A 25,968-nucleotide genomic window follows, 5' to 3' on the forward strand; every position below is an offset into this window, starting at 1 on the left:
CCGTCTGCTATCTGCGGAGTTTGCGCCTCCGCTGGCGGGCTGAGCCGTGAAGCGAACGGAGGTGTCGTTCGTAATCGAAGGCGAGCCGACATACGAGTAGACAATACTGCCCCCGCAGGGGTGTCACGAAGCGACTGGGGGAGTCTCCGCCGATCAGGCGGGCAGAACTCCTCCGCTGATTTACCGCCCCAAATAACGCTCCGCCGTAACATACCTCCCGTTTCTTACCCGTGAAGTTCTCTGTTCCTCGATACACGACGATTCTGCGATCGACCGGCACGCCCAGTTCTTCCCCGACGGTGGCGAGATGCCTGAAGAAATCTGGTCGCGGAGTCATTCTCGATTTGATCTCTATGAGGGTGGGGCTACGGCGCTGCGTAGCGTCTACGAGGTCGATTTCGCTCTGGTTGGTATCGCGGTAGAAGTACAGCTCGCCGTCTTTGTTCTTGTTGAGGTATCGCTTCACGGTTTGCGAAATGATGAGATTCTCGAACACATCACCGCGCTTGGGGTCGTTCAGCAGCTCTTCCGCAGAATGAATCCCGAGAAGATAGTTGAGCAGGCCATTGTCGTGGAAATAGATGTCGTTCGGCGTTGACACGTCATAGAGGTGAGGATAGCCGCCGCGGAACATGAATTCGTCCGCGGTGAGGTCGGGTTCCGGCTGAATCGCCTCCTCATACGAGAGGGGCGGCAGTTGAAGCATGCCCACGCGCCCCGCCAGAGATTGGCCCAATGCGCTTCTCCATGAGGAAGTTTTGCGAGCCGGACAGCACGTATTGCCCCATGCCGCCTCGTTCGTCGGCCGCGACCTGGATCTGCGAGAACAGTCCCGGAGCATGTTGCGCCTCGTCGATGATGAGTTTCGCGCCGTGTGATCGAATGAACCCGACCGGGTCATCGATGGCGCTGATGCGGGTGGTTTCGTCTTCAAGATTGACGTATTCGTAATCGGGCAGCATGTTTTTGATGAGCGTGGATTTGCCGCTTTGACGTGGCCCTGTCACTGAGACGACCGGGAACCATGACAGCATCGGGGTGAGCTCTTGCGCGATGGTCCTTGGTAGCATCATTGCCTCATTTGCAATTTCATCAATACAGTGTCTGATAATTCATCAGTAGGATTCGTGATAATCCGTCAGCGCATGTCTTATATCGTTGCAATATAAGGTTTTTTGACAGTCTTTGTGGCTCAATTGACGATGGTAGTGCGGTAATGGCGCATTCGTGAGAATCTCGACCATGTCATGCGACCCGCGGCACGATTGACGTGAGCCGTTTCGCCATCCTCGATGATGGTCGGTGGAGATGCAGCCTAACGTATCTGCATCGTGCCGTCTCGTCCGATGTTACCGCATAACGCTTTTGTTGACTAGATTGGTTGGGATATTTTGGAGTCTATCGGATTTCGTCGGTGGTCAAGAGCCTGTCCCAAAACCGTTGGAAATCCTCGCGACACGCCGTGAGTTGCGGTGGGCTGGATATTGCCGTATAGTTTTTATCTGTTGCGCGGCACGCCGCACAGCGGATAACTTAAGCCCCCATCGTCTAGCGGTCTAGGACTACGCCCTCTCACGGCGCCAACACCGGTTCAAATCCGGTTGGGGGTACGAAGGTGCTATAATCCCAATCGGTTACAGCATCTAGCCAAATTGGGATGTGGTGTAATTGGCAACACAGCTGATTCTGGTTCAGCCATTCTTGGTTCGAGTCCAGGCATCCCAGCGAATGAAGCTCTCGCGGAAGCGAGGGCTTTTTTGTTTCTCGGCGCATTCAGCCGGCGGATTCGTGGCCTATAGGCCGGATCCGTCCAAAATACGGGTTGAAATCGCCGAAATCTACTATTCCCCGTGTGAAATCGCCGTTTTTGAACCTTAAAACGGCGATTTCACACGGGGAATTGCCAAGAACGGCGATTTCAACCCGTAATTCAGTGTCCCGGCCCGCTCAAGACACGCCATGGTGCTGTCAGGCACGGTCAAGGTGGTATGTACTACGCTGTGAGTTATGACGGATTTCAACCAGATTGCAGCGCCGGCATCCGCTAGCGGCCCCGATGACGAGCGCCCGGTGTCCATCTCGGCGCGTCTGGGACGTCTCCAGTTCCACCGTTCCGGCAAGTTCCGCGTGTTGCAGCTGGCGGACATACAGGATGGTCCGAAGGTCTCCAAAGACACCATCCGGCTGATCGAGGCGTCGCTGGACGCCGCGCGCCCCGACGTCGTCATATTCACCGGCAACCAGATCGCCGGATACGACGACGCGTACCGCGACACGTTCCGCAAGCGGCAGTGGGAGCCGGCGCGGCGCGGCAAGATCGAGCGCACGCGGGCCAAGGTGCGTGCCGGCATCAGTGCGTTCCTGCAGCCGCTGATCGACCGCGGCATACCATTCGCCGTCACCTACGGCAACCATGATGCGCAGTGCGGGCTGAGCCCGGCCGAGCTGGACGCGCTGTACCGTGAGTTCCCGGGGTGCATCAACCCGCCGTGCAATATGGACGATTCCGCCGCGAATCCCGGCTTCCTGGTGCGTTCGGTGCCGTCATCCGGTTTGCCGGATCAGCCAGTGGCCGCATGCGAGCCCGGCACGTTCGCAATGCCTGTCCTGGATCAGGATCGCCAACGTGCCGTGCTGGGTCTGGTGGTGCTCAATTCCGGCGATTACGCACGGGAGGGCGGCTATGGCCGGCCGAGCGATGCCGCGCTGCGTTTCGTGCACGATGTGCCGCGGTGGCTCGGCGTCCGCTCCCTGGTGTTCCAGCATATGCCGTTGCCGCAGTTTTATGACGTGCTGAAGGCCATGCCGGCGAACGCCGATAACGCCATACAGGGGTATCGCAAGTACGATGCGCAGTATTACGTGCTCGATGATGACCGGACGCTCCCGGGCGGCTATCTGGGCGAAGGCGTGAGCTGTCCTGACGAGGATTGCGGCGAGTTCGCCGCACTGCGCGACACGGACGGATATATAGGAGTGGTTGTGGGCCATGACCATCGCAATGGTTTCGTCGGCTCGCTCAACGGGATGATGCTGGTGGCGACGCCGACCTGCGGATTCGGCTCGTACGGACCGGCCGCGGCGAATCGTGCGGCAAGACTGTTCGAGTTCGACATCCGCCACCCGTACAGCCCGCGGACGCAGCTGCTGACATTCGGCGAGCTGGTCGGAAAACCGAGCTCCAACAAGGCGTACACCTATGCGGTCGAAGGGCAGTCGAACGCCGCCGATGGCGTCAATCTGCTGAGGAAACCCGGCCTGCTCGCCGGGGTCGCCGCCGCATTGAAGAAGATCTGAGCAAAAAGGGACGCCCCCGCTGACGGGCTGAGTCGTCAGGCATTGTCTGATGCCAAGGAGCGCCCCCCCCGCCAGCGGGGGCGCTCCACTGATCCGCTGCGCTCGACAGCCTGCTGGGCTCTGCACCCGTCCGTCGTCGGCGCTGTCAGCGAACGGAGCTGGCCTTGAGCAGGGCGTCGGTCAGGTATTTGCCGGCGGCCATGACCAGCGGGGCGTAACGGCGCCCGGGCGAGTTGCCCATACGGCCGGACGGGCCGGAAATGGAAATCGCGGCGATGACCTGACCGGAGGCGTTGCGGATCGGCGCGGAGATGGAGCAGACGCCCTCTTCGCGCTCGTTCACCGATTCGGACCAACCGCGCTTGCGCACGGCGGCGAGCTTCGCGGCGGTGAACTTGGCGTGCCTCAGCCCCTGATGCAGCCGCTCGGAATCCTCCCAGGCGAGCAGAATCTGCGCGGCCGACCCGGCCTCCATCGACAGCATCGCGCCCACGGGAATCGAATCGCGCAGGCCGCTGGCGCGTTCCACCGCGGCGATGCACACGCGCTGATCGCCCTGACGGCGGTAGATTTGCGCGGATTCGCCGGTCCGGTCAAGCAGTGTCTGCAGAATCGGCCCCGCCGCGGTCAGCAGACGATCCTCGCCCGCTGCGGCGGCAAGCTCGGCGAAACGCGAGCCAAGCACGAATCGTCCGTGCTGATCGCGCAGCACGAAGCGGTGGCGCTCCAACGCGATCGCCAGACGGTGGGCGGTCGGTCGCGCCAGGCCGGTGGTCGACACCAGCTGTCCGAGAGTCGCGGGACCGGATTCCAGCGCGTCCAAAATCTTCACGGTTTTGTCGAGTACACCGACGCCGGAATGGATCTCTCCGCTGATGGTGTACTCGATGGCGTCCGCTGTCATGGTGCTGGTCACGGTGCCGTCGTCATGCATCTCGTCGTCGGCACGCTGTCGTTCATCGGCCATGCTTGTGGCCAGTGGTTGCGTCAGAGAAGTCATAATGAAGCATTATGCCATCTCACATAATGAAATGCAAAAGTAACGTGGGCGCTTTTCTGTTAATAGCAGGCCGGTAATGTCGCGATATTTGCGACAAGAACCGCAAAAACAAGAATAATTCAAGCATTGCCGTGTTTTCGCCGTTTTATGGCCATGTATTTATCTCATATATCGGCCTAGGGAAGTTCTCGACGTGCCCTTGCCCATACGCTTATTACCACATAAAAAGCGTGAGGGCAATACCTTGCGCGAGGAAATTTGAGGAGGTCCCGAATGGGAACCACATTGGCCGAGAAAGTTTGGGCCGACCATCTGGTGCGGCAGGGGAGCGACGGCGCACCCGATTTGCTGTACATCGACCTGATGCTCATGCATGAAGTAACAAGCCCGCAGGCGTTTGAGGGTCTACGCCTGGCCGGGCGCAAGCCGCGTCACGTCGATCAGCTGATCGCCACAGAGGATCACAACACGCCGACGGTCGACATCGACCGCCCGAACCCGGACAAGACATCCGCCCTGCAGCTGAGCACGCTGGAAAAGAACTGCAAGGAGTTCGGCGTGCGGCTGCACCCGCTGGGCGACGCCGATCAGGGCATCGTCCACGCGTTCGCCCCGATTCTGGGCCTGACCCAGCCGGGCATGACCATCGTGTGCGGCGACTCCCACACGTCCACGCACGGCGCGTTCGGCGCGCTCGCGTTCGGCATCGGCACCTCCGAGGTCGAGCACGTGATGGCGACGCAGACGCTGAGCCTCAAGCCGTTCAAGACGATGGCGATCAACGTGAACGGCAAGCTGCCGGCGGACGCCACCGCCAAGGACATTATTCTGGCGATCATCGCGAAGATCGGCACCGGCGGCGGTCAGGGCTACGTCATCGAATACCGCGGCGAGGCGATCCGCAACCTCACGATGGACGAACGCATGACCGTGTGCAACATGTCCATCGAGGCGGGCGCCCGCGCCGGCATGATCGCGCCGGACGAGACCACGTTCGAATACCTCAAGGGCCGTCCGCACGCGCCCGAAGGCGAGCTGTGGGATCAGGCCGTCGCCTACTGGAAGACGCTCAAGACCGATGACGACGCCGTGTTCGACAAGGTCGTGGACATCGACGCGACCAAGCTCGGCCCCTTCGTGACGTGGGGAACCAACCCCGGCCAGGGCCTGCCAATCACCGCGAACGTGCCGGAGCCCGACAAGATCGCCGACGCCACCAAGCGCGCCGCCGCCGAGCGGGCGCTGACCTACATGGGACTCAAGCCCGGCATGCCGATCAAGGACATCGCCGTGGACACCGTGTTCATCGGCTCGTGCACCAACGGCCGCATCGACGACCTGCGCCAGGCCGCCTCGATCATGAAGGGACACCACAAGGCCGAGAACATCCACCGCGTGCTCGTCGTGCCCGCGTCCTCGCGCGTGCGCCTGCAAGCGGAGAAGGAAGGACTTGACAAGGTGTTCGAGGACTTCGGCGCCGAATGGCGCAACGCCGGCTGCTCGATGTGCCTGGGCATGAACCCGGACAAGCTGGTGCCGGGCGAGCACTCCATCTCCACATCGAACCGCAACTTTGAAGGACGCCAGGGCAAGGGCTCGCGCACGCATCTCGCGTCGCCCGCCGTCGCCGCCGCGACCGCCATTCGCGGCACGATCTCGTCGCCCGCCGACCTGTAAAATACTGCACATTGGCTCCCGCTGACAGCAGCTGTCAGTCGAAGACTGACTGAGGGTGGGGCGGAGTGTCGCGCACTGGCGCCACCCCCCCAGTCAGCAAAGCCGACAGCCCCCGCCAGCGGGGGCAAGAATTGAAAGCCTGATATCCATGGAAAAACTCACCACATTGACCGGCGTGGGCGTGCCGCTGCGCCGCTCCAACGTCGACACCGACCAGATCATCCCCGCGGTGTTCCTGAAGCGCGTGACCAAGTCCGGTTTCGATGACGCGCTGTTCTACGCCTGGCGCCGCGACCCGAATTTCGTGCTGAACCAGCCGGAATATGCCGGCAAGGGGCAGATTCTCGTGGCCGGCCCCGAATTCGGCATCGGCTCATCGCGCGAGCACGCGGTGTGGGCGCTGCACGATTACGGTTTCCGCGTGGTGATCGCGCCGAGCTTCGCCGACATCTTCTACGGCAACACCGCCAAGAACGGCGTGCTGGCGGCCATCATGCCGCAGGAGTCCGTCGAACTCCTGTGGAAGCTGCTGGACGAGGAGCCCGGTCGTCAGATGACCGTCGACCTTGAGCAGCGCACCGTCACCTGCGGCGACGTGACGTTGCCGTTCGAGGTCGGCGATTACGTGCGCTGGCGCCTGATGAACGGCTACGACGACATCGACCTGACGTTGCAGCATGAGGACGACATCGCCGCCTACGAGAAGATGCGCGCCGAGAAGTTCCCGTTCAAGCCCAAGACCATCCCCGCCAAGCATTGGGCCGAGGAACCCATCCAGTCCGCCCGCGAGCCCGAAGAGAGCGACTGGGCGGGCCCGCTGAGCGACCGCGGCATCATCTGACCGATCTGGCCAGCCTCAGCCAGCGATGCCTTTGCGCCGGTGTTGGTTGAGCGGAGTGAAACCTGTTAATGTCGTATCCGTATATCGACCGGGATGTTGGCCGGTCATGATGGCATGCACGGGCGTGATTGTCGCCCGCTGCAACGGAAGGGGCATTGATGGATTGGCATGCGTCCGTGTATGGTTCCCGCTCCGGCGGCGGCCAGTACCGCGACTTCTCCGACGGTGATGCCGACGATGACGGCGTCACGTACGGCGCTCGCGGCTCGTACGCCGACATGGCAGACGACACTGCCGGTGCCACGCCGCTGCCGCCCTCCGTCGACGACGCCGAACTGCGCCGGCTCGGCGGCAACGCCGTGTATTTTCGTGCGAAGGACGTGCTGAAATCCGGGCGTATGCACGACATGGCCGTATCGTTCAACGTGCCGGATTCACCACGTACCTCGGGCACCATGCTGACGGGCGCGCGGGCCAACGTACGCCTGACAGCGCTGGTCAAAGGCGCCGACCGGTACGCGGACGATTACCGCGTCTCCGCCGCGATCGACACCGACGCGGGCAAGGTCGGCCAGTCATCGTGCACATGCCCCGCATACGGCCGGTTCCGGGGCGTGTGCAAGCATGTCATCGCGCTGGTCATGGCGTACAACGAACATCCGGATGACTTCGCCGCGGCCGACGATGGTAACGGCTCCACGAACGGTATCGGTCGCGGAGCCGCAGGCTTGGTTCCCTGGCAACCTGCCGTGCGCACGACCCGCGCGCTTGACCTGTTCATGCGGCAGCAGGACGACGAGCGCACCCGCAGATCGCAGAGCCGGCAGCTCGACCTGTTGAAGGAAATCGGCGGACTGGCTGATTCCGGAGGTGTCGCCGGCGCAGCCCAGACGGCGCGGTTCATGCCCATCGCCAGCGTGTCGCTGCGGCTCTCCTTGAGTTTCTCGCTGAACAGCTGCGTGGCGAAATTCCGCATCGAAGTGCCGTCGCGCGGCATCTCCTATGTGGTCAAGGACATCGCCTCGCTGCTGCAATCCGTGAAAAACCGCGAGTTCGTCGCATACGGCAAGAAGCTCGCGTTCGTGCACTCGCGCGACGCCTTTGACGAGCGCTCGCGGAACCTGCTCGACGTGCTCTCCCGCGCGCAGGACATCCGCGCCGTCATCAACAACGACAACAGCGCATACTCCTACTATTACCGGCGTCAGTCGGATGACGCGACGCTGACGTTGTCGGACGGTGAGGTCGCCGAACTGCTCGATACGTACGTCGGCACCGAAGACACGGTGGAATACACGGCTCCGGCACGGTTCTACGCGCCGACGATGCGCGTATCAGTCGTGGACGGCAATCCCGATCTCGGCCTTGCGGTGGAACGCGGCGACGATCCCGAGGCCTCGAACGGCAGTACGGCGGCGGCCGGTTACGTGATACGGCATGCGCAGCGCGTGGAACGATTCATTGAAGGACAGCGCTCGCATTACGTGATCGCGCGGCCGTTTTCCCAAGCCGAATCGGGCGCGGGCGTGGGGTCGGGTGGTCGGGCGCTGCTGAGCGTCGATCGTGCGACGATATACCGGTGCGATGCCGATTTTGCGCAGAAACGGGCACTGCTGAGCCTGCTGTGCGGTGAAAACGATCGCGAGGCGATGTATCTGAGCGAAAGTGATGTGGATCGTTTCGTGCGTACGGTACTGCCGCAACTGGTCTCCCGCCAGGAGAACGAGGCCGGGCGGTCGGTCGACGCCATTGGCGCATCCGCCGGTCCGAACGCGGAGGACGGTTCCGCCGCGTCATCGGTCTTTGACCGGCTCGTGCCGCCAGCTGGGCGTGAAACCGGAGTTCCGGCGCACGGCGGCTTGATCATCGACGTGCCGCCCGAGCTGCTGGCGAAAATGCGCGTGCCCTGCAGGCTCGCGTTTTACCTCGACCGCGACCGCGCCGGGGTGACGTGCGACGCGCAGGCTCATTATGGCGACAAGCATTACCACGTGTTCAACGGCGTCGGCGTCGACGCGTCCATGCGCGACAAGGAGATGGAGCGACTCGCAGTCGAGGCGATGCTCCACTATTTCCCGCGCCCGTCCGGTGCCGTGGCCGCCATCCCCGAGTCCGACGACGAGGCGATATACCGTCTGCTGACCGAAGGATTGGCGGTGTTGCGCGGTTTGGGCGACGTGATGGCGACGCCCGCGTTCGACGGACTGACCGCCATGCCGCGCCCGACGATCTCCATAGGCCTTTCGGTGAAATCCGGGCTCGTGGAGATATCGCCGATCGCCGACGAAATCGACCCGGACGACGTGCCGGGCCTGCTGGCGAGCTACCGTCGGCGCCGCAGATTCCACCGGCTGCGCAACGGCTCCTTCGTCGACATGCGCAACGTGGATATGTCCGACGTCGACGAGATCGCGGATGACCTGGGACTGCGGGCCGCCGATCTGGAATCCGGCTCGATCACGGTGCCCGCCTATGAGGCGTACTATCTGGACCATCAGGTCGACGACGACGCGAAGGACGCAAGCTTCACCGCATACCTGGACGGCCTGCGCGTGATCGATCCGTCCACGTACCGCGTTCCCGCTGCGCTGGTCTCCGTGCTGAGGCCGTATCAGGCCGAGGGGTTCCGCTGGCTCAATGCCGTGTGTGACAAGGGATTCGGGGGTATCCTCGCCGACGAGATGGGTTTGGGCAAGAGCGTGCAGCTGCTGTCGCTGCTGCTTGCGCGGCACAAGGAGTCCCGGGCCGAGCGCCGTCCGAATCTGATCGTCTGCCCGGCCTCGCTGGTGTACAACTGGGTGGCCGAGGTGGCGAAGCACACTCCCGAGCTGCGCGTGGAGGCCATTGCCGGCACCAAACCGGAACGTCGCGCGATGCTTGACGGCGTGCGCGCCGCACAGCAGGACACCGGTGTGTCTCCGACGCGGGAATCCGCAAGGCCGGCATCGGCCGCGGCCGCGTCCGACGACGTTCCCGATGTGCTCGTCACCTCGTATGACCTGCTGCGTCGCGACATCGACGACTATGCGGGACTTGAGTTCTACTGCATGACGCTCGACGAGGCACAGTACATCAAGAACGCCGCTACCAAGGTGTCGAAAGCCGTGCGCTCCGTCACCGCAGTGCATCGTTTCGCCCTGACCGGCACTCCGATCGAGAATCGGCTGAGCGAGCTGTGGAGCATCTTCGATTTCCTGATGCCCGGCATGCTCGGCTCGTACGCGCATTTCCGCGAACGGTTCGAGATGCCGGTGCTGAGCGGCGACGAGACCGCACAGAAGAAACTGCAATCGTTCGTGGGGCCGTTCATCCTGCGCCGTCTTAAGTCGCAGGTGCTCAAGGATCTGCCCGACAAGATCGAGAACGTCATCACAGTGCAGCTGCAGGGGGAGCAGCGCAAGCTGTATGCGGCACTGGAGCAGCAGCTGCGCTCGGTCATCCTGAGGCAGCGTCCGGCCGATTTCAACACCGGCAAAATCCAGATTCTGGCGCAGCTGACCCGACTGCGGCAAGTATGCTGCGACCCGCGGCTGATATACGAGAACGCCGACGGGCATGCCAGTGCCTTGAGCGCAGGGGTGCAATCCGCCGCGAAAGGCCCACAGCAGTCCGTGAAACAGCCTGTGAAACAGTCGAAGGCGCGCAAGACCGTAAGCTCCGCGAAACTGGACGCCATCATCGAACTGGTGGACTCCTGCCGTGATGCCGGCCGCAAGATGCTGATCTTCTCGCAGTTCACCAGCTACCTCGACCTGATCGCGCAACGGCTGCGGGCCGACGGCGTGGAATACGACATGATCACCGGAGCGACGCCGAAGAAACGCCGTCTGGAGCTGGTGGACCGGTTCAACGCCGACGCGACGCCGGTGTTCCTGATCTCGCTCAAGGCGGGAAACACGGGCCTGAACCTGACCGGCGCATGCGTGGTTGTGCACGCCGATCCGTGGTGGAACGCGGCCGCGCAGGATCAGGCCACCGATCGCGCCCACCGCATAGGCCAGACACAGGACGTCAACGTGTATCAGATCGTGGCGAAGGACACGATCGAGGAGCGCATCCTCAACCTCCAGCGCAGCAAGACAGACCTCGCGCAACGGTTCGTGGATTCCGCGTCCTCCGCCACCGGACGGTCGATGGCCGCGCTCACCAAGGACGACCTGCTCGCCCTGCTGGGCTGAAGGTTTTTCCCCACGCAACAGTCAATTCGTCGCGATACCATCGGTGCTTGGATGTTCGTAAAGGAAAGGACGTGATGAGCGTGCGTAAGAAGCTGATGAGCGTGGTCGCCGCGGTGGCGACGGCCGCTGCCATGGGCGCGACCGGTGTCGCTGCCAATGCCGCTGATGTTGTTGCCGTGCCGCAGGAGGGGCTGTCCGACACGGGTGCGTCGATCGCCATCGTCGTGGTGCTTGTCGTGGTGCTGGCCGCGATTGGCGTGGGCGTCACCGTGGCCCGGAAGCGTCAGAGCGCTACGGGCGCACACGTGCAGGGCGAGGACGAGGGCGCCGACGAGAGCGGACTGGTGGCCGATGGTGCTGATACGGCTGATACGCAGACCGTGCAGTTCGATGATGCCGCTCCGGCCGCGGATGACTCTGACGCCGGTTCGGAGGAATCCCGCGACTCCGAGTGATTCCGGAATAACCGCAATGTGCAAAAGGCCCTCTTCGGAGGGCCTTTTGCGTTGACATGGTGTTTTGCCGGTGTCCCCCCCCAGTCGGCCTTACGGCCGGTGGTGCCGTCCGTAGGCGAAGGCGAGCCGGCCGGCGAGCGAATAGGGTCGCGCCCGCAGGACGGGCGTCCTTGACTGCAGGGCGAAGGGCTGTCGCGAAGCGACTGGGGGTGGTCCCACATCGTGAGTGTGATTCGAGGTCTACGATCCGACGCTATCTGCATTTCGAGGGGTTGATTCGACGGTCGCGAAACATCTATCTACGTTTCGAGGGGGTGCCGAAACGTGATACCTGGAGTATTGAGCGCCAATCGCCATTGGAACCATGCCGTTCTGGAGGCGTTCATACTTGGCTACCAACCCCCTGAAACGCAGATAGATGTCCCATGGGACTCGAATCAACCCCTTGAAAGCGAGATATCGCCAATCAAGGCTTGAAAATGTCGCCCACAGGCATATCAGGCCCACATGAGATGTCGACACTGACGTTGATGGGCGATACACGGCGTACTGTTGAACCATGAGCATGAACGATCGGCAACAGGCCCATGGGCAACCTGATGATGAGATGGAACCGGAAGGCCAGCGGCAGCCGGCTGCTGGAGACGGAAACCCCGAAAAACTCCAGATGCCTGCCGGTGACGCCCCGCAGCAAGTTGGGCAGCCGATGCAATGGACGGCCGGCGAAACGCCGCAGCCTTTGCCGTATTCACGGCCTGTGAATCCGCCGCAATCCGTGAACCGGCCTCAGCCGGTCGGCCACTCGCAGCCGCCGGTGGCGGGACAATGGGCACCGGCTTCTGAGCCACGTCCGATGCCTCCGATTCCGTCAGGAACAGGTCAGCCGGGGATGCGCCAGCCGATCCAGTCGTATCCGCCATATCCGTCACAGCTGTACTCGCCATACCCTCCGTATCCTCCATATTCCTCGGCGCAACGACCCGTCGCGCCGCCCATCCCTGTCGCCCAGCCCGTCCCGATCGACCCGGTCAAGGCCCGCCGCCGCTGGCTGCGAGGCACCGTCACCCGCCACGCGGGCCTGATATTCGCCTACCAGGGCGTGTTCATGGGCGTGAACGTACTGGCCTCGTTCGTCATCGGCATCATACTGGGCCTGAGCGGAGCCGCGGGGCGAGGAACGCTGACGGCCGAGTCGCTCAGCGCCGCCCTCGTGCAGCTGACCGGCGTGATCATGCTGCTCACGGTGCTCGGCGGCATGGGCTTCATACTGCCGATGCGCCGCAGGATGATATTCCGTCGCGACTTCTGGCTCGGCGAGCCCGGCCATGCGCGTATGAAACCATCGTGGCTGCTGACGTTCATCATCCTGGTCATGGCGATCCAGACGGCGATCGTCCTGATCCAGCTCGGCTTCTCGATGTTCGGCACTACGTTGCAATCGCCCACATCCGACAACATCAGCGAGGCCTCGACCAACATTTGGATGTGGCTGTATGTCGGCCTTGCCGCGCCGGTCGCCGAGGAGCTGGTGTTCCGTGGCGTGCTGATGCGCGGTCTGAAGCCGCTCGGCCGGAATTTCGCCATCGTGACCAGCGCGCTGATGTTCGGCCTGTTCCATGACGATGTGGTGCAGGGCCTGTTCGCGTTCGGCTGCGGTTTGCTGTTCGGGTTCGTGGCGATGGAGTATTCGCTGGTGTGGTCGATTGTGCTGCACGTGTTCAACAACGCCGTGCTCGGAGGCGTGCTGCCGTGGCTGGCGGGCCTGTTCGGCGACGCGGGGGACACGGCGTATACGCTGGGACTTTTGGGTGTTTCGATCATCGGCCTGATCGTCGTGCTGGTGAAATACGGCGGGGGATTGCGCGCCTATCGGCGGGTGAACCGCAGCGCGCCGGGAACGTATTGGGGGTGGACGTCGCCTGCGTTCCTAATTTTCGTGATCGTGAATGTGGCGATCACGATACTGTCGTTCGTCACCGCGATGATGGGCGTCTGACCAGCCTGGCAGACGGCCTGGCGAATGCTCCCGGCGTTGCGGGTCTGCCGCTGTTTTTACAGTGGGTATATCGTCGTGTTTGTGGCGCCGGCAGCGGTCCGGCGTCGGTTGAGTGTCTGGAGAGCCATGAGTGATTTCGAGCCGTTTTACAACGTTGACTTAAGTTATGAGGATAATTATGCGCGCGGCCCGTTCGGCGAGTTCGCCGCGGCGCTGCGCGGTGATGTGCCGGCCGGCGAGGCCGCTTCGCCGGCGAAGTCGTCGTTCCTTGGCATCCCCGTTGACCTGCCGTTCGGCATTCCGGCCGGGCCGCTGCTCAACGAGCGGTTCACCACGGCCGCGTTCCGCATGGGGTTCGACATCGCCACGTACAAGACCGTGCGCTCGCGCGCGTGGGGGTGTAATCCGTTCCCGAACGTGTTGGCCGTGCACCCGACCAGTGCCGACGGCTCACTGACGCCGGGCAGCGCCGAACTTGATGAGGGCGTGCTTGCGGACGCGGACTATCGCCTGCCGATTTCCATTTCGAATTCGTTCGGTGTGCCGTCCCGCGACCCGGATGAGTGGCAGCCGGACATGCGCCGGGCCATCGCGGCGGCCGGCCCGGGGCAGGTGCTGCTGCCGAGCTTCCAGGGATCGCGCGTGGAGGGCATGAGCGGCGACGACTATATCGCGGATCATGTCGCAACCGCACGATTGGTGTGCGAGACCGGCGCCGACCTCATGGAGATGAACACGAGCTGCCCGAACGAGGGTCATAATCGCCTGCTGTGCCATGACCCGCATCTGGTCGGCCGCATCACCGAGGCCGTCAAGGGCGAAATCGGCGACCGGCCTCTGATCGTCAAGCTGGCGTATATCCCGCCGACCGAGGTCGAGGGTGGCTGGGGGCCGGATCGCCGCGTGATTGACGATGCCGCTCTGGAGCTCATGGTGCGTCAGACCGCCGCCCGCGGCACGGTGCAGGCGTTCAGCACGATCAATACGATTTCGGCCCGGCTCGTCGACGCGAACGGCGGGCAGGCGCTGCCCGGCAAGGGGCGCGACCGCAGCGGTGTGTGCGGCAGCGCGATTCGCGGGGCAGGCCTTGACATGGTGTCGCGTCTTGCGGCGATTCGCGAGCGGCTGGGGCTTGACTATGCGATCATCGGCGTGGGCGGTGTCGTGGCGCCAGAGGATTACCGGGCGTACCGCGCGGCCGGCGCCGATGCGGTGATGAGCGCTACCGGCGCGATGTGGGATGCCGAGCTGGCCCGCAAGATCAAGGCGGATGACTGATCCGCTGTATCAGCGAATCGTTCTCAATAGCGTTTGTGCGAGTACTCCTCACATTTGCGAACAAAACGAACATCGGCTTACTCGTTGGAATATCGGCCATATGCATACAATCATGTTCGTTTTGCCGACGACGGGACTCGCACGTTTCTTATTGAGAACCATTCGCTGCGACATGGTAATCGGCTTCCGGCGCATTTCACGTGCCCGCCACATGCTGTATGGCAAACTAATGGATGTGATGTCCGGGGTGGCCCGGCGAATGAATAGGAGTGTTGAGGATGGCGGAATCGGAGAACGATGTCCTGCATGTGGTCGGCGGCAAACCGCTGAACGGCACGATCAAGGTGCGTGGCGCGAAGAACTTCGTGAGCAAGGCGATGGTCGCGGCGCTGCTCGCCCCCGGCAAATCGGTGCTGAAGAACGTGCCCGAGATTCGCGATGTGCATGTGGTGTCCGATCTGCTGCGCCTGCATGGCGTGGATGTGGAGGTGGATGGCACCAACGGCATCGTCAACATCGACGCGACGCATGTGCAGCTCGCCGATGTGGCGGATGTCGACACGCTGTCCGGCTCTTCGCGCATTCCGATCCTGTTCTCCGGCCCGCTGGTGCATCGTCTCGGCGAGGCGTTCATCCCGGCGCTGGGAGGTTGCGCGATCGGCGGCCGTCCGATTGATTTCCATCTGGAAACGCTGCGCAAGCTGGGTGCCACGGTCGACAAGGAGCACAAGGACGGCATTCACATCACCGCTCCGAACGGCCTGCACGGCGCGAAGATCCATCTGCCGTACCCGTCCGTGGGCGCGACCGAGCAGACGCTGCTGGCCGCCGTGCTCGCCGAAGGCAAGACCGAGCTGTCGGGTGCCGCAATCGAGCCCGAGATCATGGATCTGGTGGCCGTGCTGCAGAAGATGGGCGCGATCATTTCGGTGGATGTGGATCGCACGTTCCGCATCGAGGGCGTCAAGGAGCTCAATGGCTTCACGCACACGTCGCTGACCGACCGCATCGAGGCCGCCAGCTGGGCGTCGGCGGCGCTCGCCACGCGCGGCGACATTTTCGTCAAGGGTGCTACGCAGCCGGAGATGATGACGTTCCTCAACGTGTTCCGCAAGGTCGGCGGCAAGTTCGAGGTGACCGACAGGGGCATCCGTTTCTGGCATCCGGGCGGCGACCTCAAGCCCGTGGCCATCGAGACGGATGTGCACCCCGGTTTCATGACCGACTGGCAGCAGCCGCTGGTCGTGGCGCTCACCCAGGCGAATGGCCTGTCGATTGTGCACGAGACCGTGTATGAGAACCGATTCGGCTTCACCAAGCCGCTTGTGCAGATGGGTGCGACGATTCAGCTGTATCGCGAGTGCCTCGGCTCGCTGCCGTGCCGTTTCCAGCAGCGCAACTACAAGCATTCCGCTGTGATTTTCGGACCGACCCCGTTGACCGGCCGCGATATCGACGTGCCGGATCTGCGTGGCGGTTTCAGCCATCTGATTGCGGCGCTTGCCGCGTCCGGCCCGTCCAATGTGCATGGCATTTCGCTGATTGACCGCGGCTACGCGGATTTCCGCGGCAAGCTCGCCGCGCTCGGTGCCGATTTCGAGTAACGGTACAGAGAGCCTGTAGGGCCCCGATTTCCGCTGAAGGAATCGGGGCCTTCTCTGTGACTGATTATGGTCGATGAAAAGGATGCCCCGCCGTCGTCAGTCGTCGAAGTGCGCGAACAGCGACGCGGACAGCAACGCCATAGCGATGAGCACTGCGCCTGACGCGATGAATATCGCGGCGGCGGGGAGATGATCGAACGCCCAGCCGTACGCCATCTGCCCGAGCGGCTGCATGCACATGGCCAGCGCAGACAGCAGCGCCATCACTTTACCGAGCATCGCATCGGGCGTGCGCATTTGGATTGCGGGCACGGCGATGATATTCGCGCATGAGCAGATGACATCGCCGATGCAGGCGAAGGCCACGAGCGCCATCAGCCGCGTCCAGTTGCCGCCAGACAGCATGCAGGCCACGCCTTGGGGGATGACGGTCAGTCCGAGCAATGTCAGGATCTTCGTCATATGGCCAATTTTCAGCCGTCCGGCCATCATCGTCACGATGAGCATGCCCATCAGGGCCGCGACGCTGATCAGTCCGTCGGCAATGCCGTAGACGGTCGCGTCGAACCCCCATTGCGTGCGGATGACGAACGCGTATCCGACGGCGCCATAGCCGAGTACGACGAAGTTCAGCGCGGAGGCGAGCAGGACCATTTTCAGCAGGTTCGGTTTTTCCCGGGTCAGGAACCGCAGAGCGGCCTTGAGGTCGTCGAGTGGCGTCGGCATCTCCTCGTCGCGTTCGGGCATACCAAGCCGGATGAAGCATTCGATGGCCGCCGCGCCGGCGAATGCCGCCACGGAGACTGCCATCATCGGCCGGATGCCGAAGAGCGAGTACACGGCGCCTCCGAGGAAGCTGGGTATCAGTGCGCTGACCTGCTGCACCTGACTGACTATCGCGGCGCTGGTGTTCAGCGTCGCATCCCCGTATTGGCGCAGCATCTGCGGCAGCGCGGATTCGACGGTCGGCGTCTCGAAGATACCGAGCAGCGATAGCGCCACCTGCATTACGCCCACGGCGATGATGCTGAATCCGGCGGCGGAGAACCAGACGAGCGCGAGCGCGACCGTCACGGCGGACGCCGCGTCGAGGATGACCATGAGCGTGCGGCGGTTCATCCGGTCGGCCAACACGCCGCCGAACGGGGCGCCGAGGATCATCGGCACGAACGATATGGCGAGGATGGATGCGAATGCGGTGGCTGAGCCGGTCTCGTCCAGCACCCACATCGACATGGCGAAGCGCAGCATCATGTTGCCGAACAGCGAGATGCCTTGCCCGGCGACGAGCAGGATGAAATTGCGGGAGCGCAGCGGATGCGCGGCCTTTGGCTGCGCTTGCGGCTGCGGCTGCGGTTGCGGTTCGGGGGAAGTGTTGGGTTGCTCTGTTTCGTGCTGTGCCGCGGGAAGCTGTGTTTCGGAGGGTTGTGCCGGTGTGGTGGGCATGGTGGGTTCCTTTGCTGCTGGTGGCGAGTTGGTCTCGGTGTTTTGCGTTGGTGGATTTGGCGTGAGTTTGATGGAGGGCACGGCGATGTATTGGGGCGGACGATTTTGACGCCGGAGTTGGTGGTTCATCGGCAATCATTCATACCGACTGACGGTATGTAAATCGGTGCTGGAACAGGGGCGAAACATTCGTGCCGCGTCCTGCCCCGGAGTCAGCGTCGTCTAGTGTGCGTCGCTTACCGGACTGGTGCCGCCTCCGTCTTGTTGCTCGGCGGCGCTGCCGCTGCCGTCGCCGGCGAAGGCCATCATGCCGTCCGTGGCGAGATCGATGAGATGCTGGTCGAAGACCGGCGCGTGCAGCGCGTCGAGCATGGTGGCGAGGCATTGCAGACGATACCGCAGCTGCGTGCGCGTGGCGGGGAAGAAGCATGGCATCAGCCAATAGTTGCATAGCAGGGCCAGCAGCTGCGCCACTTCGCGCGGGTATTCGGTGGGGATGGAGCCGTCCAGCTGGCCTTCCTCGATCAATGGCTCGAAGTTTTTCGGCAGCTCGGTTGACCAGAATCGCATGTTTGCGGTGAATGTGGCGGGATCGTCGAAGAACGGCACGGTGGCCTTGACGAGCGCCAGGTGCGCGGCGTCTCCCAGCGAGTTGGCGAACAGCGAGCGGAGCTTTTCCATCGCGTTCATGTCGTCGCGTTTCGCGATCTCGTCGCACAGGGTCTGGCTGGCGTGCCAGTCGTCGGTGTTCAGTCGTTCGAGGATGGCCTCTTTGGACTTGAAGTGGTGGTAGATCGCGCCTCTCGACAGGTCTCCCAGCTTATCGATGATGTCCTGGATGGAGGTCTTGTCGTAGCCTTTCTCGGCGAACAGCTTTTTCGCGGCGGCGAGGATGCGGCGTTCCGTCACCTCGGGGTGCGGGTTGCGTGCCATGGTTCCTCCTTTCGATATGTCATCAGTATACATACCGACAGTCGGTATGTATGACTGCGTGTCATGATTGCGGCCGTCTGTAGGGCCTTTTCGGGGTGGCGGCATCGCGCAAAATGGGCAAAACCGTATTAGATATCGGTTATATGCTATGTTGGTCAATGTTGGGCGTTGGCGCTTGACCGAACGAAAGAAGGCACATATGACAGATCCCAATGCCGGTTTCCCCACTGGAAACAACTCTTATGGAGCCCCGCAGCCCGCTCAGCCGGCTTCGGACGCAAACGCGGCCTATCAGCAGCCGCAGTACACCGCACCCGTGCCGCCTGCCCAGCCCGTGCCGCCTGCAGGGGCACCCTATCAGGCGCCGGCAACCCCCGATTACGCGGCGAACATCCAGAACTCCGTCGCCGGTTTCGCCCAGAACCTGGGTGGCAAGAACGTGACCGTCGGAGGCCAGTCATTCGACTTCATTTCCATCATCACCTACGTGGCCGGCGTGCTGGCGATCATCGCCTGCATCGTGCCGTTCGTGTCGGCGTTTGGATACAGCGCCAGCCTGTTCCAAGGCGGGGACGGATGGATTGTCCTCGTTGCGGTTCTTGCCATCACGGCGCTCACGTTCTTCAAGAAGCACCTCCCCGCAATGATCATTTCCGCCTTGGTGCTGGTACTCAGCATCTTTGAGATGGTGTATTCCAAGATCAAGATCAACAGTAGCTTGGACAAGTTCGGCAGCAACTATGGCAGTCTGGGAAGTCTCGCGTCCGGCTACGCGAAGAATGCGGTGGCTTTCGGTATTGGTGCATACTTGCTCATCATCGCGGCGCTGGGCCTGATTGTCGGCACCGTGCTTGCGTTCGGCAATCAGAAGAAGGCCGCGAAGGTCGCGGTGCCGGGTGTTTCCGCCCAGCCGCAGTATGTGCCGACGGCATTCCCCGGTGCTCCGGTCCCGGCACCTGCCGCCCCTGTGTCCGATGCCGGCGTTCCTCAGGCTCCCACTGCACCGCAGGCCCCGACCGCACCGGTCGCCCCGACTGCGTATGAGCAGCCGGCGCCTGCCGCTCCGGTTTACCAGCAGCCCGATTCGGACGCTTCCTACCCGGGGCAGACCCCGCAGGCCTGATTTCTAGGTCTTCCGCGTTCCGCGCCTGATCGGCGTGAAGCGTGACCAATGAGCCGCTGTGCACATGCGTAGCGGCTCTTCACATATGCGACGGATCCGAGCCCAATGACCCTGCCGATAATCCGGGAAATATGAACGGCCGCACGCGCCCGCGATGCCGCGATATTGTCCGCTCTCATAGGCATAATAGAAAAGTTGTGTCTGGAGGATACGTGTATGCGAATCCGCTAGCACAGCACAGCAATATACGTTGCGGGAGGAATCCGCTGCGGGCGACCGCCGCGGGTGCCGACATCACCGCTTCATAGAAAGAAGAACCATACAATGGCTCCCAAGAAGAAAGTCTCGGCGCTGATCAAGCTCCAGATCCAGGCTGGCAAGGCCAATCCTGCCCCGCCGCTGGGTCCGGCTCTGGGTTCGCATGGCGTGAACATCATGGACTTCTGCAAGCAGTACAATGCGCAGACGCAGGACAAGATGGGTCAGGTCATCCCTGTTGAGATCACCGTTTACGAGGATCGCTCCTTCACCTTCATTCTGAAGACCCCGCCTGCAGCGGCTCTGCTGCTCAAGGCCGCCGGTATCCAGAAGGGCACCGAAAACCCGCTGACCCACAAGGTCGGCTCCGTCACCAAGGCGCAGCTGCGCGAGATCGCCGAGATCAAGATGGCTGATCTGTCCGCCCGCGACGTCGAGGCTGGCATGAAGATCATCGCGGGCACCGCTCGCTCGATGGGCATCACGGTTATCGACTGAGAGGAGAAGGACACATGGTTAAGCGTTCCAAGAAGTACCGCGAAGCGGCTGAGAAGGTCGATCGCAACAACCTTTACACCGCCAACGAGGCTATCGCTCTGCTCAAGTCCATGCCGGCCTACAACTTCGACCAGACCGTCGAAGCCGTGTACCGTCTGAGCGTGGATCCGCGCAAGGCCGACCAGCTGGTCCGTGGCACCGTCAACCTGCCTCACGGCACTGGTAAGACCGCCAAGGTCGCCGTGTTCGCCCGTGGCCCGAAGGCCACCGAGGCTGTCGAGGCCGGCGCCGACATCGTCGGTGACGACGACCTGATCGAGAAGGTTCAGAACGGCTTCCTCGACTTCGACGCCGTCGTGGCCACCCCGGACATGATGGGCAAGGTCGGTCGTCTGGGCCGCGTGCTCGGCCCCCGTGGCCTGATGCCGAACCCGAAGACCGGCACCGTGACCATGGACGTCACCAAGGCCGTCAAGGACATCAAGGGCGGCAAGATCGAGTTCCGCGTGGACAAGAACGGCAACCTGAGCTTCCTCATCGGCAAGCTCTCCTTCGACGAGACCGCTCTGGACGAGAACTTCAAGGCCGTTGCCGACGAAGTCAAGCGTCTGAAGCCGGCCACCGTCAAGGGCCGTTACATCACGAAGGTGACCATCACCTCCACGATGAACCCCGGCGTCCCGGTCGATCCGGTGGCTCTCGCCTGATCAACGCCAATCGGCTCAACCTTCATAGGGGCTTCCCGCACGCGCGGGAAGCCCCTTTGTCGTATTTCGATTCCCTACTAGACTCCCCAGTTTCGCTGCGCTTGACAGCCAGCGGGGGCAAAGTAAACCGCCCGCCGCTGGCGGGGGCTGTCAGTCTTTGACTGACTGGGGGTGGCTTGCCGTCGCATATACAAAAGCCGCCCGGCACACACATGCGCCGGGCGGCTTTCAGCTACTGTCGCGGTCGCCTGTCAGTAGGCGGCCAGAATATCGACCACGAAGATCAGCGTGGAGTTCGCGGGGATGGAGCCCTGGGCGGTGTCGCCGTAACCCAAGTTCGGCGGAATCACCATTAGCACCTGCGAGCCGACCGTCTGGCCGACCATGGCCTGCTGCCAGCCCTCAATCACCTGATGGTTGCCGCCGCTGTACGTGTCGGCCTCAAGCGTGGTGTTCTTGTCCCATGACGAGTCGAACTGGGTGCCGTCCAACAGCCATCCGGTGTACTTCACCTTGACGGTGTTGTTGTTCGTGACCTCTTTGCCCTTGCCCTTGATCAGCGCCTGCGAGACCAGCTTGCTGCTTCCCTTGTACCCGTTCATGTTGATGGACGGCTTGCCGTTCTTCGCTCGCGTGACCTTCGGCAGATCGGACGGGATGTCGGTGACCTCGTCGCCTGTGGCCTTGGTGAGATCCTTCGACTTGGAAACGTAGGTCAGCGCCATGATGTACGACGTGCCGCTGGAGTTGGAGTCATTGACGCCGTACGCGATCGTCGTGTTGAGCTTGCGGCCCTTCAGCAGCTCATAGTAGGCGTCGCTCACCGTGCCCTTTTCCAGCACCAGGGAGCAATCGGGTGTGTTCTTCTCCCAGCTGCTCGCAAGCTCGGTGCCGTCCTTGACGCTGATGGCGATGCCCTGCGAGCACAGACGGTCGCCATCAGCGATGGTGGCGCCGTTGCCTTCCTGCAGCACGGCATAGCTGTTGTTGTCGACGGTCTTCGGTGCCTTGAAGGAGACCTTCGGTTTCTCGCCCAGCGTACCCGTGGCGGTGATGCCGGCGATCTTCTTCATGTTCTTCAATGCGCTGGAGTCGGAGGACTGCGAGGAGTCGTCGCCGGATTTCTTTGACGACGAGCCGGAATCGCCGGAGCCGCACGCGGCGAGTGTGACGCACAGGCCGACCGTGCACACGGCCGCGAGTACGCGCTTGAACGTGGATGTCTGTGTCAACTTACGCATGGTCACCACACTAGCGGAAAACCCTGATTTTTCTTTGGAAACGTCTTTTTCGCCGGGGCTTTATGCCCTGCATTGTAGAATGGGTGAGTTATGAAGAAACAGACATCAAAAGAGCGCAAGCGTGACGAGCGAAAGTCCAAGTCGGCCGCCCGTCCGACGCGCCATGCCCGCATCATGCGGGGTGTGGTGACGCCCATCCTTGGTCTTCTGGCTGTGGCATGCATTGGTCTGGGCATTATGAACGCCACATATTGGAAGCCCAGCTCTCAGATCGCGGCCAGTGCCGCGGTGAAGGGGACGCAATATATCGTTACCGATCCCGGCGTGCTGCCGCTGGTGGACAATCAGGTGACGGTTTCCGCCGATGCCGGTTCGTCCGACGGCGAAGTATGCCTTGCTCTGGGGTCGAACAAGGATGTGATCGGTTGGCTCGCCAGGCAGCCATATGTGCGCGTCACCGGCTTGAACGAATGGACGACACTCGCGACGACGAAGGTCTCCGCGCAGGGGGCCGCGGCCGATGCGGGCGATGACGCAGTGGCGTTCAAGGACTCCGATATGTGGACTTCCGTGACGTGCGGGACGGGCACCGTGAAAACGGAGACCAAGGTCGCGTCCGACAGCGGTACCGTAGCCATCATCGACTTGGGCAAGTCCTCGAACGCGACGGTGCGCATGAACTGGGTGCGTCAGACTCTACCTGATTTCGCCATGCCGTTCTATTTCGCCGGAGGACTGCTGGCGCTGCTGGCCGTACTGGCCGCATCTCTGTTCGCCATGCCGCCGCACAAGCGTCGCAAGCGCGTGGTGAGTGGTTCCGCAGCCGAAAAGCAGGCAGAGGAGGTCGCCGTTTCGCAGGCGGTGGCGGGCAGTGTCGCGAGTCTCAAGGCGGCGGTCAGTTTCAAGCCGAAATCCAAGCGCCGCCGTCATGCCGCGCATCGTGGGAAACCCGGTGCGGGCACGCCGGCAAAGCCGGAAATCTCCCAGCCGAAGGTCGTCGATCCCGGCAGCCGCAACCTTGTCGCCGACCAGCAGAACGCACAGGCCATGGACCAGCCCGACGATTCGGCGACGTCGGTAATCACCGCCAGCGAGCTGCAGACGTATTTCGCGCGGCTTTCGCAGGAATCCGATGATGACACGAAGGGGAGCTCCAATGAATAAACGCATAACCACCGCCCTGGCGGCGACGATGGTCTGCGCTCTGACGCTCGGCCTTGCAGGCTGCGAGGGGCAGGTGCCACAGACCGTGGCGCCGTCGGTGAAGGACAACGAGATCATCGATGTGACCGTCGCACAGGAGAAGCAGATCCGCGGGAAGATCCTTGACGTGCTGAACCAGGCGAACGAGGCGAAAAGCGCCGACGGGCTCGCCGCGCGCGTGTCCGGCTCGCAACTGGAGATCCGCACCGCCCAATTGAACATTGCGCAATACACGCAGCAGGATGTCACGCCATTAGCGACTATCCCCAGTGATGTGACGCAGGTGGTCATCCCGACCGACAACGCATGGCCGAGGTATATTTTCACCGTCACCACCACCACCGAGGACCAGCAGGCGAAGCGTCTGCTGGTGATGCGGCAGGAGTCCGCCCGGCAGAACTACAAGCTGTGGGCTGTCGCCCGACTGCTTGAGGACGTGTCACTGCCGGGCTTCGCGCCCGCTAAGCAGGGCAATGTCATGGGCGATGCCAACGACTCCAATCTGGTCATGACCCCCAAGCAGGCGGTGCAGCGATACGCCGATGTGCTGCAGAACAACACGAACAGCAAATACGCGGGAAGCTTCGAGGACGACCAGTTCCGCCAGTCGCTAGTCAAGCAGCAGGAAGAAAGCCAGAAGGGTGTGACCCAGAACAAGGGCACGCAGCAGGAGGTGTTCGCGCCGGTCGTCGACCAGATCGCCGTGATGCGCTCCCCTCGTGGCGGTGACCTGGTCGTCGCGCAGATCAACTCGGAGTGGACACGGTCCATGAGCGAGGGCCGTGAGTCGTTGCCGGGGTCCCCGAACGAGGATGCGCTGTTCAAGATGACGAATCAGAAGGCCACCAGTTCGCTGAAAGCCACTTATGTGAACGTTGTGGCGATATTCGTGCCGCTGGCCGGGTCGGATCAGAAGGTGACCGTGGTGGCGGGCGATCGTCAGGCGGTCAAGGTCGAGGCGCAGTAGACGCCGGACTCGGGCCGGCGTGCGGGCCGGCGCACGGACTTGCCAAGCACCGGAATCGGGCGCTTGCAGCGTAACCGGAGGCGGTGAGACGCCGTGGCCTATATAGTGGTATGCGTCAACGATGTTCGCGACGGAATCGACGGTGGTCGCAGGTATGCGGTCGCGCCGATTTTCGCGCGGCATGGATGTGACGGAACGGCGTGCGGCGCAGACCGCGGGCCGGTATGAGTCGTGAAAACGGAGGCATGATGGCACAGCAGCAGGAGTTTCATCCGGGATTGTCACTCGCGGGCGCGGTGGATCTCGAATCGTTGAAGCATCAGGTGAAGGCGGAGCCGGGGCAGGCCGGGGGAGCGCCGGCCGCGGGCGGCTATGTCATCGACACGACAGAGAACACGTTCCAGGCGATGGTGCAGACCTCCGCCACGTTCCCGATCCTGCTGCTGCTGTGGATCCCGACCGATGACCGTCTGTTCCCGATGGCCCGTACGCTCGGCGACGCGGTGAACAAGCTCAAGGGGCAGATTCAGCTGTCCCGCATTGACATCGCAAGCTACCCATCGATCGCGCAGGCGTTCCAGGTGCAGGGCGCACCGGCGCTGTTCGCGCTGATCGGTGGCCGCCCGATGCCGATTCTTCAGGGGCTGCCGGGCGATGACGAGCTGAAGCAGATCGTCGATCAGGTCATCCCCAAGCTCATTTCGGTGGCCGCGCAGTCCGGCGTGAACGGTACTGCGCCGTATTCCGGCGACCCGGACTCGGCCGACGGTGACGGTGCTGGTACCGGTGACGGCGCAGGTGCGGCGGCTGGTGCCGACGTGGTGCCGCCCGAGCATCAGGAAGCGCACCAGCTTGCGGCGCAGGGCGATTACGCCGGTGCCGCCGCGGCCTACGAGCAGGTGTTGCAGGCGAACCCCAATGACACGCTCGCCGCGCGGGAGCGCGCGAAGGCGCTGCTGTTGGCGCGTTCGGCGACCGCTGACGTGCGCGAGGTACGCAAGGCCGCCGCAGATCGTCCCGATGACGTCGAAGCGCAGCTGGCCGTGGCGGATGTGGACATGATCGGCGGCCAGATCGAGGACGCCTTCTCCCGTCTGCTGGATTATCTGGCGGACGGTCACACCGATCAGGTCGAGCCGGTACGTAAGCGTCTGCTGGAGTACTTCATGATTCCCGAAGCGACCGATGAGCGCGTCAAGCGTGCCCGTCGCCGCCTTGCCACGCTGATGTACTGAGCGCCATCGCGCCGAAATATGTCATTATGCT

20 protein-coding genes and 2 tRNA genes are annotated in these 25,968 nt (G+C 62.7%); 16 read left to right on the forward strand and 6 right to left on the reverse strand.

Annotated features, from left to right (window positions below):
* Positions 1-7: 7 nt before the first annotated feature.
* Together MMB49_RS01245 and MMB49_RS01250 are read right to left on the reverse strand one after the other, a co-directional pair.
* A complete protein-coding gene (locus tag MMB49_RS01245; RefSeq protein ID WP_229940948.1) occupies positions 8-706 on the reverse strand; it encodes a DUF4143 domain-containing protein in 699 nt (232 codons plus the stop codon).
* The gene (locus tag MMB49_RS01250) at positions 678-1,073 is read right to left on the reverse strand and encodes an AAA family ATPase (protein WP_047271427.1); all 396 of its coding nucleotides are present in this window, start codon (positions 1,071-1,073) and stop codon (positions 678-680) included. The genes MMB49_RS01245 and MMB49_RS01250 overlap by 29 nt, the downstream gene beginning before the upstream one ends.
* 464 nt (positions 1,074-1,537) lie before the next feature.
* Between MMB49_RS01250 and MMB49_RS01255 the strand changes: the two genes are divergently transcribed.
* The 3 genes from MMB49_RS01255 (at position 1,538) to MMB49_RS01265 (ending at position 3,297) form a co-directional block, all read left to right on the forward strand.
* A tRNA-Glu gene (locus MMB49_RS01255) sits at positions 1,538-1,610 on the forward strand.
* 43 nt (positions 1,611-1,653) lie between these two features.
* Positions 1,654-1,725 (forward strand) — tRNA-Gln (locus MMB49_RS01260).
* Between the two features lie 282 nt (positions 1,726-2,007).
* Complete coding sequence (locus MMB49_RS01265) at positions 2,008-3,297, forward strand: metallophosphoesterase family protein (protein ID WP_047271429.1); 1,290 nt, start codon at positions 2,008-2,010, stop codon at positions 3,295-3,297.
* Between the two features lie 145 nt (positions 3,298-3,442).
* On the opposite strand, the gene MMB49_RS01270 is transcribed toward MMB49_RS01265, so the two are convergent.
* Positions 3,443-4,201, reverse strand: coding sequence for an IclR family transcriptional regulator (locus MMB49_RS01270; RefSeq protein ID WP_192829039.1), 759 nt, complete (start codon positions 4,199-4,201; stop codon positions 3,443-3,445).
* A 369-nt stretch (positions 4,202-4,570) separates the two neighbouring features.
* Here MMB49_RS01270 and leuC point away from each other — a divergent pair, with 369 nt between their 5' ends.
* From leuC to murA, 7 genes are all read left to right on the forward strand, one after another.
* Positions 4,571-5,974, forward strand: coding sequence for a 3-isopropylmalate dehydratase large subunit (leuC, locus tag MMB49_RS01275; RefSeq protein ID WP_265067858.1), 1,404 nt, complete (start codon positions 4,571-4,573; stop codon positions 5,972-5,974).
* A 148-nt stretch (positions 5,975-6,122) separates the two neighbouring features.
* A complete protein-coding gene (gene leuD, locus MMB49_RS01280) occupies positions 6,123-6,815 on the forward strand; it encodes a 3-isopropylmalate dehydratase small subunit (RefSeq protein WP_003817545.1) in 693 nt (230 codons plus the stop codon).
* Between the two features lie 158 nt (positions 6,816-6,973).
* The gene (locus MMB49_RS01285) at positions 6,974-10,993 is read left to right on the forward strand and encodes a DEAD/DEAH box helicase (RefSeq protein ID WP_047271431.1); all 4,020 of its coding nucleotides are present in this window, start codon (positions 6,974-6,976) and stop codon (positions 10,991-10,993) included.
* A gap of 74 nt (positions 10,994-11,067) precedes the next feature.
* Positions 11,068-11,448: a hypothetical protein gene (locus tag MMB49_RS01290; RefSeq protein ID WP_047271433.1), complete on the forward strand. Its 381-nt coding sequence runs from the start codon at positions 11,068-11,070 to the stop codon at positions 11,446-11,448.
* 889 nt (positions 11,449-12,337) lie between these two features.
* Positions 12,338-13,444 (forward strand): CPBP family intramembrane glutamic endopeptidase, encoded by a 1,107-nt coding sequence (locus MMB49_RS01295; protein WP_041777614.1) that lies wholly within the window; start codon positions 12,338-12,340, stop codon positions 13,442-13,444.
* Between the two features lie 126 nt (positions 13,445-13,570).
* On the forward strand, positions 13,571-14,722 hold the full coding sequence (locus MMB49_RS01300) for a diguanylate cyclase (protein ID WP_047271437.1): 1,152 nt from the start codon (positions 13,571-13,573) through the stop codon (positions 14,720-14,722).
* Positions 14,723-15,000: 278 nt separating this feature from the next.
* A complete protein-coding gene (murA, locus tag MMB49_RS01305) occupies positions 15,001-16,326 on the forward strand; it encodes a UDP-N-acetylglucosamine 1-carboxyvinyltransferase (RefSeq protein ID WP_003811644.1) in 1,326 nt (441 codons plus the stop codon).
* A gap of 96 nt (positions 16,327-16,422) precedes the next feature.
* Here the strand turns inward: murA and MMB49_RS01310 are convergent, their stop codons facing one another.
* Positions 16,423-17,772, reverse strand: a complete 1,350-nt coding sequence (locus tag MMB49_RS01310) for an MFS transporter (protein ID WP_047271439.1) — start codon at positions 17,770-17,772, stop codon at positions 16,423-16,425.
* Between the two features lie 222 nt (positions 17,773-17,994).
* Entirely contained in the window at positions 17,995-18,705 is a 711-nt protein-coding gene (locus MMB49_RS01315; protein WP_014759783.1) for a TetR/AcrR family transcriptional regulator, read from the reverse strand.
* Between the two features lie 199 nt (positions 18,706-18,904).
* Here MMB49_RS01315 and MMB49_RS01320 point away from each other — a divergent pair, with 199 nt between their 5' ends.
* The 3 genes from MMB49_RS01320 (at position 18,905) to rplA (ending at position 21,291) form a co-directional block, all read left to right on the forward strand.
* A complete protein-coding gene (locus tag MMB49_RS01320) occupies positions 18,905-19,828 on the forward strand; it encodes a hypothetical protein (protein WP_047271441.1) in 924 nt (307 codons plus the stop codon).
* Between the two features lie 324 nt (positions 19,829-20,152).
* Positions 20,153-20,584: a 50S ribosomal protein L11 gene (rplK, locus tag MMB49_RS01325; RefSeq protein ID WP_003811655.1), complete on the forward strand. Its 432-nt coding sequence runs from the start codon at positions 20,153-20,155 to the stop codon at positions 20,582-20,584.
* Positions 20,585-20,598: 14 nt separating this feature from the next.
* Positions 20,599-21,291 (forward strand): 50S ribosomal protein L1, encoded by a 693-nt coding sequence (gene rplA / locus MMB49_RS01330; protein WP_003811658.1) that lies wholly within the window; start codon positions 20,599-20,601, stop codon positions 21,289-21,291.
* A gap of 251 nt (positions 21,292-21,542) precedes the next feature.
* Here rplA and MMB49_RS01335 read toward each other — a convergent pair whose 3' ends face one another.
* Positions 21,543-22,532 (reverse strand): FKBP-type peptidyl-prolyl cis-trans isomerase, encoded by a 990-nt coding sequence (locus tag MMB49_RS01335; RefSeq protein ID WP_047271986.1) that lies wholly within the window; start codon positions 22,530-22,532, stop codon positions 21,543-21,545.
* Positions 22,533-22,622: 90 nt separating this feature from the next.
* Here MMB49_RS01335 and MMB49_RS01340 point away from each other — a divergent pair, with 90 nt between their 5' ends.
* The 3 genes from MMB49_RS01340 to MMB49_RS01350 all read left to right on the forward strand — a co-directional run bounded on the left by MMB49_RS01340 (position 22,623) and on the right by MMB49_RS01350 (position 25,937).
* Positions 22,623-23,696, forward strand: a complete 1,074-nt coding sequence (locus tag MMB49_RS01340) for a hypothetical protein (protein WP_047271443.1) — start codon at positions 22,623-22,625, stop codon at positions 23,694-23,696.
* Positions 23,689-24,702 (forward strand): hypothetical protein, encoded by a 1,014-nt coding sequence (locus MMB49_RS01345; RefSeq protein WP_003811664.1) that lies wholly within the window; start codon positions 23,689-23,691, stop codon positions 24,700-24,702. Before MMB49_RS01340 ends, MMB49_RS01345 begins: the two co-directional genes overlap by 8 nt.
* Before the next feature lie 248 nt (positions 24,703-24,950).
* Complete coding sequence (locus tag MMB49_RS01350; RefSeq protein WP_047271988.1) at positions 24,951-25,937, forward strand: co-chaperone YbbN; 987 nt, start codon at positions 24,951-24,953, stop codon at positions 25,935-25,937.
* The last annotated feature ends 31 nt before the right edge of the window (positions 25,938-25,968 follow it).

This window comes from Bifidobacterium sp. SKU, from assembly GCF_026016405.1.
Taxonomy (GTDB): Bacteria; Actinomycetota; Actinomycetes; order Actinomycetales; family Bifidobacteriaceae; genus Bifidobacterium; species Bifidobacterium bifidum.